Here is a 15691-nt window from a genome sequence, read left to right as displayed (position 1 = left end):
TCACTCCTGTTTTTGAACATAAAAAAAGACGGCGAATCCCAATCGTGCCGTCGTGTGAAATTATATGTTTTGAACCCGCTCATCGCAGGTGGGTGCCCTGTTATAGGCGTTGCAAGTCCCCGCAAAGGGCATGTGCGCTGTCCAAAAAACCCGGACTCCCTAAACATACAGCGTTCGGTCAAAACAAATAGTAAAACAAACGTACACATCAGGATTCGCCTTATTGATTACATATTATCATACGGTTTTTAAGTGGTCAACTCATAAAACCAATATAAATCAGAAAATTTAAATTATTCGGTCATTCCATTTATTTTGCTGTTTGACGGATACGCAAATGCAATTCTTCCAACTGCGCTTCCGACACTTCGCCTGGTGCATTTGTTAATACATCAGCAGCACTCGCTGTTTTAGGGAACGCGATTGTATCACGCAAGTTTGTACGGCCTGCAAGAAGCATAACCATACGGTCAAGTCCAAGTGCGATTCCGCCATGTGGAGGTGTACCGTATTCAAACGCCTCTAGTAGGAAGCCGAATTGTTCTTTTGCCTGTTCTTCCGTAAACCCAAGCAGTTTAAACATTTTTTCTTGAATGTCGCGTTCGAAAATACGGATGGATCCGCCGCCAAGCTCATAGCCGTTTAAGACGATATCGTACGCCTGTGCACTAACAGCTCCTGGATCGGATTCAAGTTTATCCAGATCTTCGCGTGCAGGCATTGTAAACGGGTGGTGTGCAGCATAGTAACGTCCTTCTTCTTCGTCATACTCAAGAAGCGGCCAGTCTGTCACCCAGAGGAAGTTGTATTTTGTTTCGTCGATCATGCCAAGCTCTTTGCCTAGTTTTAAACGAAGAGCACCAAGTGCATCAGCAACGATTTTCTTTTTATCGGCGACAAACATAATTAAATCGCCTGTTTTTGCGCCGGCCGTTTCAAGCATTTTCGCCTGTTCTTCTTCAGTAAAGAACTTTATAATCGGTCCTTTTAAGCCATCTTCTTCGACTTTCAGCCAGGCAAGGCCTTTTGCCCCGTAAATGGCCGCGAATTCTGTCAAATGATCAATGTCTTTCCGCGAATATTTTTCACCGCCGCCCGGTACACAAAGTGCTTTTACCTGGCCGCCTGATTCCACAACTTGTGCAAACACTTTGAAACCTGAGCCGCGGACAACATCCGCCATGTCGATCAATTCAAGGCCGAAACGTGTATCCGGTTTGTCAGATCCAAAACGGTTCATTGCTTCATCATATGTCATTCGCTGGAATGCACCTGTAATGTCTACATTTTTTACACGTTTTACGACTTTTTTCAGCATTTCTTCCGTCATTTGCATAATGTCTTCTTGACTCATAAAGCTCGTTTCAATGTCGACTTGTGTGAATTCAGGCTGACGGTCTGCACGCAAATCTTCATCACGGAAGCAGCGGGCAATTTGATAATAGCGGTCCACGCCGGATACCATTAATAACTGTTTAAAAATTTGCGGCGACTGCGGAAGCGCATAAAATTCACCCGGATGAACACGGCTTGGGACTAAATAATCACGTGCGCCTTCCGGTGTTGATTTTGTTAAAATCGGCGTCTCCACATCAAGGAAGCCATGATCGTCTAAATAGTCGCGAATCGTTTTTGTCACATCACTGCGCATTTTCAACGTATCGAACATAACCGGGCGGCGAAGGTCAATATAGCGGTACTTCAATCGAACATCTTCGTTTACCTCAGTTCCGTCTTCTATCATGAACGGTGGTGTTTTCGCTTCACTCAGCACGTTAATTTCTGTAACATGTACTTCAATCGTACCAGTTGGGATGTTTTCATTTACTGTTTCGGGATCCCGTTTAACGATCGTTCCTTTTACATCCAGTACATATTCATTCCGCACTTTTTCTGCTGCCGCAAGTGCTTCAGCTGAAATTTCCGGATTAAAGACGATTTGCATAATCCCTGTGCGGTCGCGTAAATCAATGAAGATTACGCTGCCGAGGTCACGGCGGCGCTGCACCCATCCCTTTAATGATACTTCCTGTCCAATATGTTCTTCTGTCATTTCTCCGTTATAAAACGTGCGTCCAAACATCTAGTTCGCCTCCAATTTTGTTTTTACGTAGTTCGCGAGCTCCTGTAAAGTCACATTTTCCTGAGAGCCTTCTGCCATATCTTTTACCGTAATGCGGTTTTCTGCCAGTTCATCCTCACCGAGAATAGCCGTAAAGCGGGCATTTTGACGGTCGGATGCTTTCAGCTGGGCTTTCATTTTACGATCCTGATAATCGCGGTCTGCAGAGAGCCCTGCTGTGCGAAGCTGGTGGACTAGCGCAACAGATCGATCTTTTGCTTCCTCGCCGAGCGCAACAATATAGCAGTCCAGACCTTTATCAACTTGCCATTCGATTCTTTCTGCTTCCATGGCGGCGATAAACCGTTCAATACTGAACGCGAAACCGATACCGGGTGAATCCGGCCCGCCGAGATCCTTCACAAGACCGTTATACCGGCCTCCGCCGCAAAGTGTTGTGATCGCGCCGAATCCTTCCGCTTCGCTCATTACCTCGAATGCAGTATGGTTATAGTAATCAAGACCGCGCACAAGTTTCGGATCAATTGTATAGGAAATGTTTAGCGCATCTAAGTAGCCAGTCACTTTGCTGAAATAGGCTTTTGATTCTTCATTTAAATAATCCAGTATCGATGGAGCGGTTGCCATCAACTCGTGATCCCGGTCTTTTTTACAATCAAGTATGCGGAGCGGGTTTTGTGCCAGGCGTGTCTGACAGTCTGAACAAAACTCCATAATGCGCGGTTCAAAATGCGCAATGAGCGCTTCCCGGTGTGCGTTACGGCTTTCAGCATCACCAAGCGAGTTGATCACAAGGTTTAGTTTTTTCAAACCGGCTGATTTGTATATATCCATAACAAGCGCAATCACTTCCGCATCAATGGCCGGATCTTCACTGCCGATTGCCTCCACGCCAAACTGGACAAACTGCCGATAACGTCCAGACTGCGGGCGTTCGTACCGAAACATCGGGCCCGTGTAGAACATTTTCACCGGCTGATCAGGATGACCGAACATTTTATTTTCAACGAATGAACGGACAACGGCTGCAGTCCCTTCAGGGCGGAGTGTTAAACTCCTTTCACCCCTGTCCTCAAACGTATACATTTCTTTTTGAACGATATCGGTTGTATCACCAACACCCCGTTTAAACAGCTCTGTATGTTCAAAAATTGGCGTGCGAATTTCTTTGTAATGATAGCGGCGGCATACGTCTTTCGCTATCGCTTCAATATACTGCCATTTTTCTGATTGTCCGGGCAAAATATCCTGCGTGCCGCGTGGAATCTTCACTGACATCCTCATTCCTCCTTATGTATTGCCCACATAAAAAAACTTCCATCCCTACAAATATTTGCAGGGACGGAAGTTTTCCGCGGTGCCACCCTCGTTAAAGCCGGAGCTTTCACTTTTTTGATAACGCAATACGCGGTTTTTCCTACTTTTGTTCAGAAAAACGCCTCGAAAGTGTCTTTTCATGAAGGCGCACCGTAAATGCTCTCAGTCTTGGCATTTTTCTCTGTCCGGGCGGTTATTCATTACTTTTCTTCGTCAACGGCTTTTATTATTCGTTATGGAACAAAGGCTGCATACGTAATGTCATACGGTGTTCAGCAGTACATCATAGCCGTGCAACACCTTTGTGGCCTGCTAACTGGCAGAACCGATGAAAAAATTATAAAAAACTTTCCCCTGTTTTTCAAGCTTGTTTTATTGCTTGCTGTCAAGAATCAGTGTGACCGGACCGTCATTGACGAGTGAAACCTCCATCATTGCTCCGAACACACCGGTTTCAACACATACACCTTTTTCCCGGAGAAGTTGATTAAATTGTTCATATAAAACGTTTGCCTGTTCACCGCCGGCCGCCTGCATGAAATTTGGGCGGCGCCCTTTTTTGCAGTCGCCGTAAAGCGTAAACTGTGATACTGATAAAATATCGCCATCGCATTCAAGCAACGATTTATTCATTTTCCCTGTTTCATCTTCAAATATGCGCAGGTGAACAATTTTTTCAGCTAACCAGGCGGCATCTTGATCCGTGTCATCATGGGTGACGCCGACAAGCAGCACGAGTCCAGATTCGATTTGACCGGTTATTTTTCCATCCACAGCAACAGAGGCTTTTTTGCTTCGCTGCAAGACTACTTTCATTTAAAACACCTTCAATCAATTCATAATGCGGCGGACCGAGTAAATATCCGGGATCTGCTTTATTCGCTCGACCACTTTTTGCAAATGATTCACGTTGCGAATGAAAATTGACATATCAATTTTTGCCATTTTATTGCGGTCCGAACGTCCGGAAACCGCAGAAATATTTGTTTTCGTTTCACTGACTGCCTGCAGCACTTCATTAAGAAGGCCTTGGCGGTCATAGCCGGAAATTTCAATATCAACGAGATATTCCTTTTGATTGGCCGCACCAGATTCCCATTCCACCGGGATGAGCCGGTTTTCCGTGTCTTCATCAGCCACAACATTTGGACAGTCGTCCCGATGCACCGAGACGCCTCTTCCTTTTGTAATGTAGCCGACAATATCATCGCCTGGCACAGGATTACAGCAGCGCGAGAGCCGGATTAATAAATTGTCAATCCCTTTAACTGTAACACCGGCATTTCTCTTCTGTGCTGCCGGGTTCTGCGGCGTTTTAATTTCCTTGACAACTTCTTGAATGGCTGCTTCCTGATCGCGCTGCTTCCGAAGTTTCTCGGTCAGCCGGTTTGCCACTTGAAGTGCTGTAACACCGTTATAACCAACAGCGGCATACATATCTTCTTCATTTAAAAAGTTGAATTTTTCCGCGACTCGTTTTAAGTTTTGCTGTGTAAGAACTTCTTTTACGTCAAACTCCATATTTTTAATTTCACGTTCAACCATGTCACGGCCTTTTTCAACGTTTTCTTCACGGTTTTGCTTTTTGAAAAACTGGCGGATTTTATTTTTTGCTTGGGATGTCTGCGCCATTTTAATCCAATCTTTACTTGGACCATATGAATGCTTCGACGTGAGCACTTCCATTATATCGCCAGTTTTCAGTTTATAATCAAGCGTGACCATTTTTCCGTTTACTTTGGCACCGATCGTTTTATTGCCGATTTCCGAATGAACACGATAAGCGAAATCGATCGGTACAGAACCAGCTGGAAGTTCTATGACGTCGCCTTTCGGTGTAAACACAAATACCATATCGGAAAATAAATCAATCTTCAGAGATTCCATAAATTCTTCGGCATCCTGAGACTCATTTTGGAAATCAAGAATTTCCCGGAACCAAGTCATTTTCTTTTCAAAAGAGGCATTCTCGTCTACAGTACGCCCTTCCTTATACGCCCAATGCGCGGCGACCCCGAATTCAGCAATGCGGTGCATCTCTTCTGTCCGGATTTGCACTTCAAGCGGATCTCCCTTCGGACCGATCACCGTCGTATGAAGGGACTGGTACATATTCGTTTTTGGCATGGCAATATAATCTTTAAAACGGCCAGGCATCGGTTTCCAGCATGTATGAATAATGCCAAGGGCAGCATAACAATCTTTAATACTATCGACAACAATCCGGACCGCCAGCAAATCATAAATTTCATTGAATTGCTTATGCTGCATTGCCATTTTCCGATAAATGCTATAAATGTGTTTCGGACGGCCGGAAATTTCCGCCTGAATGTCCATGTCATCAAGACGGTCGCGCATTTCATCAATGACACCGTCCAAGTAAGCCTCACGTTCATCCCGCTTACGTTTCATTAAATTCACAATTCTGTAATATTGTTGCGGATTTAAGTAACGAAGAGCTGTATCTTCTAATTCCCATTTAATTTTCGAAATACCAAGCCGATGAGCGAGCGGCGCAAAAATTTCAAGTGTTTCGTTGGAGATTCGGCGCTGTTTTTCCTGCGGCAAATGTTTCAATGTACGCATATTGTGAAGACGGTCAGCAAGTTTAATCAAAATAACCCGTATATCCTGTGCCATCGCAACGAACATTTTTCGATGGTTTTCCGCTTGCTGCTCTTCTTTTGACTTATATTTAATTTTCCCGAGCTTTGTAACACCGTCGACAAGCATCGCTACTTCCGGATTAAACGCGTCCGTTAAATCCTGCAATGTGACGTCAGTGTCTTCTACAACATCATGCAGAAAACCAGAAGCGACTGTTGCAGGGTCCATTTCTAAATCAGCCAATATACCCGCCACTTGTACCGGATGAATGATATAAGGTTCTCCTGACTTACGGAATTGATGCTTATGTGCTTCTTTCGCATATTCATATGCTTTCCGGACAAATTCGACATGCTCTTCATTTAAATAGGCACGGGTCCGGTCAATGACCTGGTCGGCGGTTAATATCTGGTCTTTCGCCATATGATTTGTTCACCTTCGCCCTTTCCGAAAAAACTAATTGTTCTTATTATCGAAAAAAAGTGCAGGATGTAAAGCTATCCTGCACTTTTTTTATCGATCGGGCGAATTTTGTCGAATCAATCATATGGTATGAGCGTTAAAATGTCATATCCGTCCAGATTCGCTCGTCCGTTTAAATAATTTAATTCAATTAGAAAAGCAATACCTGCTACAACACCGCCGAGCTGTTCAACCAGTTTAATTGTTGCATCTATCGTCCCGCCTGTTGCGAGAAGGTCATCCGTAATTAATACGCGCTGACCCGGCTTTACAGCATCTTTATGAATCGTTAGCACATCTTTGCCATATTCAAGACCGTACTGCACTTTTATTGTTTCACGCGGCAGCTTCCCTTCTTTCCGAACGGGCGCAAAGCCGACTCCAAGAGAATACGCAACCGGGCATCCGACGATAAAGCCTCGTGCTTCCGGACCGACAACAAGATCAATTTCTTTTTCCCGTGCATATTTTACAATTTGATCCGTTGCATAGCGGAATGCTTCCCCATTATCCATTAACGGTGTAATATCTTTAAATTGCACCCCTTGTTTCGGCCAGTCCGGTACAATTTTAATATAGTCTCTTAAATTCATCTGTTTATTTCCTCCCTGTGTGCAGCCGGCTGCTTGATCCATTCATCGATGACGTTCTTTAGATCACGATAAGATGAATACAGAAGTTTTTGTTCAAGTTCGTATTGCGTCTGCTTACGACTGTAGGCTGGCGATTCGCTTAATTCCCGCTTCACCGCATCCTTTTGCACTTCAATCTTTCCATCGTTTATTTTAACAAATCCAAGCTCAAAAAACACCTTCGACATAAACCGGATGGCATCATAAGACCACCCTTGCTTTTTGGCAAGTAATTCGCCATGATTTTTCACATCAAACAGTCCCGATTTCAACAAAAACGCATAATACCATTTGAAATGATCCCGGGCTGGCATCGTACTGAAAAAATGACCTCCGGAGCTGTGAAAGTGTGCGTAAATCCGAGCCGGCCGCTTTCCAATGAGCAATGCCTTGATAACGGATTCTTCTTCCGGCAAATCAAGGAAAACGACATTTTTTTCATCAATGGAAAGGGCTGAAGCTTCCTCCATTGTTTTTACTGTAATAATGGAAGGATCTGCTGATTCCTCTGAAAACGAAATAACCATTCGGCTTTCCGGCACATCGTTGTACCACTTTGATGCCGGCTGTCCGCCGCGCATATCAAACAGCTGGTATTCATCAACACGCATATCTCGAAGTATAAACTGCGGACGGCGCACATTATTCCATTCGTTAATCGATAGTTCTCCAATGACCGACACTTCGGATGTTTTTGCAATCTGATCCGCGTAGTCTCCCATTCCGAACCCGACTCCATCAATCATTTGTCCATCCTGTTCAAGCGACACTTTTAAATGTGTTTGATTTCCTCCGATTTTTTTCATCGCAGCAAGTTTTGCATCTTTTACGTAAAAAAGGGGTTTCGGGTTGTTCATGCCAAACGGCGCAAGCTTGTCCAAATCCTCAATGGCCTGTATCGTCACATCAGCAAGCTCCGCTTCTGCGTCAACGTTTATAACCGGTGTGAAATCATCTTCTGTCAAGGTTTCGTTCGCAATTTTAACCATCCGCATGCGGAGCTCGTCCACGTCATCAATTGACAAAGTCATGCCGGCTGCCATTGGATGACCGCCAAAGTGCGGCAAAATGTCTCGGCATGTAGACAAGCTTTGAAATAAATCAAACCCTTTTATGCTGCGGGCTGATCCTTTCGCAATGCCTTTTCCGCTATCAAAGCCAAGCACAATCGATGGCCGGTAAAATGTATCAGTCAAGCGTGATGCCACTATTCCGACTACGCCCGGATTCCATCCTTCTTTTCCAACGATAATGACCGGGTACTCATCAGGTGGAAAATCACGGTTCACGATTTCAACTGCCTCTTTCGTCATCTCATTGACGATCGACTGCCGCTCTTTATTCATCGCATCAATTTCTTCGGCGAGCATCAGGGCCTCGTCCATATCATCAGTCATCATTAAGTCAGCTGCCGGGCCTGCATCATCAAGCCGCCCTGCTGCATTAATACGCGGTCCAATCGTAAAGCCGACCGTCTCCTCGTTTATCGATGACTGCTCCGCACCGGCCTGCTTGCAGAGCGCCACGATTCCAGGCCGTTCAGACTGACGAAGCGCTAAAATACCTTTTTTCGCAATTAATCTATTTTCCCCATATAGAGGTACAAGATCGGCAATCGTCCCAATCGCGGCAAGGTCAAGTAAATGTTCCGGCACATAACCGTACAAAGCATGCGCGACTTTAAATGCCACACCCACGCCAGCTAGATAGCCAAACGGATAGGACCCCTCCGGATGTTTTGGATGAATAATTGCCAGCGCTTCCGGCAGTTCAGGACCCGGCTCATGATGATCCGTGATGATTAAATCAACACCAATTTCTTTTGCTACCTGTGCTTCGTGAATGCCAGAGATCCCTGTATCAACGGTAATAATTAAACCGAACCCCATCTCTTTTGCATTACGAAAAGCCTGTTCATTCGGCCCGTACCCTTCTGTAAAACGGTTCGGTATATAATATTCAGCATGTATGCCATAATCACGGAGAGCTGTCATCAACACCGACGTGCTGCTCACCCCGTCTGCATCATAATCACCATAGACAAGAACAGGCTCATTCTGTTCTTTTGCGAGCTTAATCCGTTCAATCGCTTTGTCCATGTCTTTTAATAAGTATGGATCATGAAATGAAACACCTTCTTCAAATAAAAAAGCACGCGCTTCTTCTATATTGTCAATGCCACGACCTAAAAGCAATGATGCTGCGAGCGGGCTTGTCCCAATTTCCTCTGCGAACACTTCGCTTTTTTGCCGGTCAATGTCACGAACAATCCAGCGCATTTTTGATTTCAACATAATTTCACCCCACAACCTACTTATTATACGGCTCCTATAACGAAATGACAATAACGAGAAAACCGGCACCGAAACGATTTCATTTCGTTCCGGTGCCGGTTTTCATTATTCCCCATCCGGGACCAAGCGTATTGAATTTGCATCTGGATGTAATGTTTCTCGATTTTTCTGTTTTATTTCATGCAGCTCTTTTTTTAGCAGCTCATTTTGACGGAGAAGATCTTTATTTTGCTGCTTAAGCTTGGCTGTTTGAAGCAAGCCGAACATGAAAATAACGGAACCACCCATTAAAATAGAAAATAAGATAACAAGAATAAGCGGCCACTCACCTCGGCCAAATACATAGTTTACGGTGACTGGATCAACGTTCACTACCGCAAAAATGGCTGTTGCCAATGCAAAAATCAATCCTAAAATTAGTGCCGTTTGTATTTTCATCTTTATCCCTCCTTGCATGGGGTTCTTTTCCCTATTGTCACGGCTCGCAAAACATACCGAAGAACATTCTCCTTGAAATTCATCTTGAAAACGATCACGATATAAAGAAAAAAGAAAGCAGGATTGTTATGCAGCGGTTTTATGTGAATGTGATTCAAGGCAGAGGAAGCTATTATGACCTCGGGGTTTTAGCAGGGGAAAAATTAAAAGTAACGCCTCTCTTTCATATACATCAAAAGCGGCGAAAAAAATCCATTCGTTCGTATAGCATTGATTTTCAGCGTGTCAAACGGTATTTTAATGATTTTGCGCCCGTTATGTGGGAAGAGTTTGAAGGAATGGCGGAAGCACTTGGCTGGACACTGTACGATGTCATCCATGAATATAGCGGCTTTCAGCTTGATGACGTAAACAGCGGCTGCTCTGCCATGATGCAAAATGGCTTATTTGCCCGGAATTACGACTTTCATCCAAAAACGTATGAAGGAAGGCTTTTGCTTTGGCAGCCGGATCACGGTTATGCTTCAATTGGCATAAGCGGCCGAATGGTTGGACGTATTGACGGGATGAATGAAAAAGGACTCGTTATCGGTTTTCACTTTGTCAATCGCCGACGTGCTGAAGAAGGCTTTACGTGCAGCATGATTGCCCGGCTTATACTTGATTCATGTGCGACGACAGAAGAAGCAATTGAGCTCCTTTCAGCTGTTCCACACCGCCACTCATTTAATTATTCACTTTATGACGCATCGCTTCAGAGCGCTGTTGTCGAAGCATCCCCCCGTGGTGTGCATGTACATCGAAATACATTCGTGTGTACAAATCATTTTTTGTCCGATCAATTGGCGGGTGAAAATAGATACCATACGGCTGAATCAAAAGAACGGCTTGCTGCTTTAGAATCCTATTCACGAAAACCTCATTCCGCTGGAGAAGCCTATACACTGTTTAATGATCCATCATTCGGCGTTTTCAAGAAAAAATATAGCAGCTGGTCCGGCACCCTTCATACGACCGTGTATGAGCCGGCTACTTTGCGCGTACTCGTCGGAATTGGCGAAAATGCACGCCCCGTCCCAATTGATTTCAAGAGATGGAAAAATGGTGAGCGTTTTCCGATCACACGCATTTTCGGAAAAATTGATTCCAGTGAGATGTTCGTACATATGTAAAAAGAGTCAGGGTACAGACCCCGACTCTTTTTCTTATACTTGAAGCTCATCTTTATTTGTATTTTTTTCTTTATAAGTAATAAGTGTGCCTTTTTTCTTTAATTCTTTCTTTTTCCAGATGAGCCACAGCTGTGAGGCGATAAAGATCGATGAGTACGCACCGCCAATTAAGCCGACAAGCAGGGCAATCGAGAAGTTCAAAATAGATGGGCTGCCAAAAATGATAAGCGCCACAACGGCAATAACAACAGTTAAGACTGTGTTTAATGACCGGGTTAATGTTTGACGCAAACTTTTATTGACGATATCGTCCAGTTCTTCCGGTGCTGTAATTTTTCGCTTTTTCATCATATTTTCACGCATCCGGTCAAACGTTACGATTGTATCATTAATCGAATAACCGACGATCGTCAGAACCGCAGCAATAAATGTAATATCTACTTCAAGACGCGTTAAGCTGAAAAACGCGATAATGAAAAATACATCATGCAGCAGTGCCAGAACAGCTGCAACACCCATATAAAGCTCAAAACGAAATGCCACATACAATATGATGCCGATCGCTGCAATCGCCAGCGCCTTCACTGCATTTTTAGCAAGTTCTTTCCCGATAACAGGCGATACAGTACTTACGTTTGGTTCAACCCCAAATGCTTCATTGAACTGTGCTTTCACTTTAGCAATTTCCGTTTGTGTTAACGCCTTATCAAAGCGCGCTGACACAATTGTGTTATCGTTGCCGCCAATAGACGGTGTCCCCGCTTCAAATCCCGTTTTTTCCAGCTCTGCCTGAACAGCCTGTTCCGTTACCGGTTCACTTGCCATAAACTCCAGGCGTGACCCGCTTGAAAAATCGATTCCTAGATTCAGACGGAATATGCCGAGCACGATCATACCCGCAATGATCGCCACTAGAGAAAATGCAAACAGTTTTTTGTGCGGTTTAACGAAATCAAATTTATCGAAGCGCGTTGGCAAATCAAGCGCCTCATACCCTTCACTGATCGGATGGATATCTGATTTTTTCACACCAAATAGTCCGGGTTTATCTTTCAGCCAGTTACTGTTTACAAGCAAACCGAGTAAAACGCGTGCACCCCATATAGAGGTGATAAAGCTAACGATAATACTAATAATTAGAGTCGTCGCAAAACCTTTTACCGAACTTGTGCCAAAATAAAACAGAACGCCCCCGGCCAGCAGGGTAGTCAGATTGGCATCTACAACGGTTAGGAAAGCATTTTTGCTTCCGGTTTGAAACGCCGCACGTATTGGACGGCCAATTTTTATTTCTTCACGAATCCGCTCAAATGTAATAATATTCGCATCCACCGCCATTCCAACACCGAGAATAAGCGCTGCAATACCTGGAAGTGTCATGACACCATTCACCAATTCGAAAAAAAGCAATGTTAAATAGAGAAAGGCTGACAATGTAATGACGGCGACAGCACCTGGCAGGCGGTAATAGATAATCATGAACAGGAATATAAGTCCAATACCGACAATTCCGGCAAAAATGGTTTGATCGAGGGCCTGTACACCAAATTGGGCGCCTACAGATGTCGAATACACCTCATTCAGTTTTACTGGAAGCGCACCTGCTTTTAGCATTGCAGCTAAGTTCTGTGCTTCTTCAGCAGTAAAACTTCCTTCGATCGTCACTTCATTTGTATCAAAGACTTCACTTACATTAGGGGCAGACAAAAATTTGGGATCTTCTTTTTGACTCTCCGCTGCAAATGAATCTTTGCCTTCTTCAAAATCGAGCCAAATGACAAGCTGGTTGTTCGGTGCCATGGCAACAATTTTTTCCGTTACCTCTTTAAACTTCTCGCTATCTTTTAGCTTAATGACTACGTTTGGCTGGCCGTTTTCGGTAAACGACTGCGAAGCGCCACCTTCAACCAAATCGCTTCCGTCCATCATCAGCTTGTCGTTTACATCACGAAATGATAAATTTGCCTGGGTGGACAGCAAACTGCGTGCCTGCTCCTGATCCTCTACACCAGCAAGCTGGACGCGTATACGGTTCCCTTCTTCCACCTGAATACTCGGTTCACTGACACCGAGAACATTGATGCGCTTATCTAAAGCTTCTGCAGTATCCGCTACAACACTTTCGGTAATTTTTTGTCCTTCTTTTACAGGCTCTACTTCATACAGCACTTCAAATCCACCCTGTAAATCCAGACCGAGTTTAATATTTTTCAAGATCTCGTTCGCTGTTCCGCCCATCGTGCTAAATAAGACAACGACGATGAGAAAAAACGACACGATCCGGCTCCGCTTAACCATTTCAATTTCCACTCCTTAATATACTAAAAAAACAATTGATGAAAAAAATTCCGGCATCGTTCACCAGAATTCCTCAGCACAATTCATTATGAATGAGAAAAAAGAGACTGTCAATTTACTCCCTATCTTTACGCGGTTCAAACAAAAAGCTCATTTCTTGATCTGAAAGGGGCTCACTCCATTCAGGAGATTTATACGCGTTTACCTGCCTAAAATTCATATACTCACCCGGCTTCACAGATAATACATCCGCTACAAGTTTTGAAATCGCCAGATCTTTTTCTGACGTTTTCCATTTTTTTTTTGTTAAATAAGACCATAAAGTTGGAACATCCGCCGTTTCATACTGAAACAGCTTGAACTCTTCTACTTTACTAACTAATGCAGGCAAAAGCTTGTGATAGTGTCTTTCATACGGATGCATTTCCATCAATCTTCCCCCCTGTCATGCTCGTCCCTCTTTGTACATATATCTCATTATACAATATTTTCTTCACAATTACTTTTCTGGAAAAGGCGGTGACGCATTGTCCTCATTTATAAAAGGAACGATGTGGCTGGCAGGAGCCATTTTTCTTGTCAAAATACTCGGTTTCGTTAACAGAATGATCATCGCACGTTTAATTGGCGAAGAAGGTGTCGGACTATACATGGCCGTGTTTCCGGCATTTATTTTAACGGTAACTGCCGTACAGTTTGGATTGCCGGTTGCGGTAACGCGCAGTATAGCCGCAGCGGAAAACGATCAGCAGCGGAAACACATTTTCATCAGTTCGCTTTTTTTCACACTGACACTCGCTGCTGTGTTTACTCCACTTTTAATCGTGATTGCTCCCTACTTGGCAGAAACGCTTTTTCAGGACAGACGTGCCGTTTATCCACTATATGCAATTGCCCCATCCGTTCCAATTATTGCGATCTCATCAATTTTGCGGGGATATTTACATGGAAAGATGAATATGAAGCCAGCAGCGCTATCACAGTTAATTGAACAAATTGTTAGAATTGGTCTTATTATTGTGTCAGGCCGTATGCTCCTTCCGTATGGAATCGAATATGCGGCAGCTGGCGCGATGGCCGCTGCCTCTGCTGGCGAGCTTGCTTCCCTTATGTATTTACTTTTGTCATTTCGATTTGAATGGCGGAAAATTCGTAAGTGGCCTGGCAAAAGAACGAACCGTCAGCTGACAACCGAGCTCGCTGAAACAGCACTGCCGGCTGTCGGAAGCCGGCTCATTGGATCTGGCGCCTGGTTTTTAGAACCGATTGTTGTTGTTAAGAGTTTAGCAATCGCCGGAATAACCGCTGGAGCCGCAATGAAAGAGTATGGTGTGTTAACCGGTTATGCGCTCCCGCTTATGTTTTTGCCGTCCTTTTTAACGCTTGCTCTATCTTCTTCCCTTGTGCCTGATATTAGTGAATCATATAGTAAAAAGCAATATAGTGCGATTGCATGGCGCATCAATGAGTCTCTTCGTTTTTGTTTTTCATCAGGCGGTTTGGCGGTGATTGTACTGTTTCTATTTTCAGAGCAGCTTATGGCCGTGATGTATCATACTGAAAAAGGGGCCGGTTTAATTCAATTCATGGCGCCATTTTTTCTTTTATACTACTGCCAGGGACCGCTGCAGGCTGTTTTGCAGGCACTGAATTTATCAAGAGCTGCCATGATGAACAGTTTTTTCGGTGCAGCTGTAAAGCTGTGCGTCATTTATTTATTTGCCCGTCTTCCCCAATTTGGCATTACAGGGGCGGCAATCGGCATAGCTGTGAGCATCGTGCTCGTCACGCTTCTTCATACTGCTTCTATGTTAAAAGCAGTGCCGATGAAACTGCAATACGGTCTTTATGTAAAAATGGCGCTGCTGCTTGTCTTTACGTATTTCGCAGTTAAATCAGCTATGCCGTTTTTAGCTGCAGCACCCGTTCCATACCTGTTAAGCGGTATCGTGTTTTGTTTTATTGTCTATATGTTCGGAGCAATTGCCCTTGGAATTTTTAAGAAAAATGATATATCGACACTGCTGTTTTGGCGTTCATAAAAAGAAAGAGCCTCCAGAGACATTGGCTCTGGAAGCTCCTATTGATTAATTGCCTTTATCAGCAACGTCGCGTACAGCAGAACGGTCAAATGTTAAACGTGTGCCGTCGCCTACAACGATCGTGACAGTCGTTTCATCGGATGATTCGATCATTCCGTGAAGCCCGCCAATCGTGACAATTTTATCACCTTTTTGCAGATTGTTTTGCATTTCCATTACTTGACGCTGGCGCTTTCGCTGCGGACGGATCAGCAGGAAATAAAACAACGCAAACATGACGATTAATGGTAAAAACTGCGCTAATTGATTCATATTCGATTTTCACTCCTTTCTAAAAACAACAACG

Annotated in this window: 12 protein-coding genes, 1 other RNA gene and 1 other annotated feature; of the genes, 2 read left to right on the top strand and 11 right to left on the bottom strand. The window is 44.1% G+C overall.

The window, feature by feature from the left end; genetic code table 11:
* Window positions 1-31 precede the first annotated feature (31 nt).
* From ssrS to BTO28_RS06410, 8 genes are all read right to left on the bottom strand, one after another.
* Window positions 32-218, bottom strand: a non-coding RNA gene (ssrS, locus tag BTO28_RS06445) — 6S RNA.
* A gap of 92 nt (window positions 219-310) precedes the next feature.
* Entirely contained in the window at window positions 311-2083 is a 1773-nt protein-coding gene (aspS, locus tag BTO28_RS06440; RefSeq protein ID WP_076764712.1) for an aspartate--tRNA ligase, read from the bottom strand.
* Window positions 2084-3361, bottom strand: coding sequence for a histidine--tRNA ligase (hisS, locus tag BTO28_RS06435; RefSeq protein ID WP_076764711.1), 1278 nt, complete (start codon window positions 3359-3361; stop codon window positions 2084-2086).
* Between the two features lie 56 nt (window positions 3362-3417).
* Window positions 3418-3626 (bottom strand) — a binding site (T-box leader).
* A 146-nt stretch (window positions 3627-3772) separates the two neighbouring features.
* Entirely contained in the window at window positions 3773-4216 is a 444-nt protein-coding gene (gene dtd, locus BTO28_RS06430) for a D-aminoacyl-tRNA deacylase (RefSeq protein WP_076764710.1), read from the bottom strand.
* Window positions 4217-4231: 15 nt separating this feature from the next.
* Window positions 4232-6430: a RelA/SpoT family protein gene (locus BTO28_RS06425; protein WP_076764709.1), complete on the bottom strand. Its 2199-nt coding sequence runs from the start codon at window positions 6428-6430 to the stop codon at window positions 4232-4234.
* Between the two features lie 116 nt (window positions 6431-6546).
* A complete protein-coding gene (locus tag BTO28_RS06420; RefSeq protein ID WP_076764708.1) occupies window positions 6547-7062 on the bottom strand; it encodes an adenine phosphoribosyltransferase in 516 nt (171 codons plus the stop codon).
* Window positions 7059-9395, bottom strand: coding sequence for a single-stranded-DNA-specific exonuclease RecJ (recJ, locus tag BTO28_RS06415; protein WP_076764707.1), 2337 nt, complete (start codon window positions 9393-9395; stop codon window positions 7059-7061). The genes BTO28_RS06420 and recJ overlap by 4 nt, the downstream gene beginning before the upstream one ends.
* Before the next feature lie 105 nt (window positions 9396-9500).
* The gene (locus tag BTO28_RS06410) at window positions 9501-9833 is read right to left on the bottom strand and encodes a LapA family protein (protein WP_076764706.1); all 333 of its coding nucleotides are present in this window, start codon (window positions 9831-9833) and stop codon (window positions 9501-9503) included.
* A 128-nt stretch (window positions 9834-9961) separates the two neighbouring features.
* Between BTO28_RS06410 and BTO28_RS06405 the strand changes: the two genes are divergently transcribed.
* Window positions 9962-11005, top strand: a complete 1044-nt coding sequence (locus BTO28_RS06405; RefSeq protein ID WP_076764705.1) for a C45 family autoproteolytic acyltransferase/hydolase — start codon at window positions 9962-9964, stop codon at window positions 11003-11005.
* Between the two features lie 33 nt (window positions 11006-11038).
* Here the strand turns inward: BTO28_RS06405 and secDF are convergent, their stop codons facing one another.
* On the bottom strand, window positions 11039-13303 hold the full coding sequence (gene secDF, locus BTO28_RS06400) for a protein translocase subunit SecDF (protein WP_076764704.1): 2265 nt from the start codon (window positions 13301-13303) through the stop codon (window positions 11039-11041).
* 115 nt (window positions 13304-13418) lie between these two features.
* A complete protein-coding gene (locus tag BTO28_RS06395; RefSeq protein ID WP_076764703.1) occupies window positions 13419-13733 on the bottom strand; it encodes a post-transcriptional regulator in 315 nt (104 codons plus the stop codon).
* A gap of 97 nt (window positions 13734-13830) precedes the next feature.
* Between BTO28_RS06395 and spoVB the strand changes: the two genes are divergently transcribed.
* Window positions 13831-15345: a stage V sporulation protein B gene (gene spoVB, locus BTO28_RS06390; RefSeq protein ID WP_076764702.1), complete on the top strand. Its 1515-nt coding sequence runs from the start codon at window positions 13831-13833 to the stop codon at window positions 15343-15345.
* Window positions 15346-15390: 45 nt separating this feature from the next.
* Here the strand turns inward: spoVB and yajC are convergent, their stop codons facing one another.
* A complete protein-coding gene (gene yajC / locus BTO28_RS06385) occupies window positions 15391-15657 on the bottom strand; it encodes a preprotein translocase subunit YajC (protein ID WP_076764701.1) in 267 nt (88 codons plus the stop codon).
* Window positions 15658-15691: the final 34 nt, after the last annotated feature.

Source organism: Domibacillus epiphyticus (assembly GCF_001975785.1).
GTDB classification, from domain to species: Bacteria; Bacillota; Bacilli; order Bacillales; family Domibacillaceae; genus Domibacillus; species Domibacillus epiphyticus.
The sequence above is the reverse complement of the archived record's forward strand: the minus strand, read 5'-3'. Positions and strand labels throughout refer to the sequence as shown.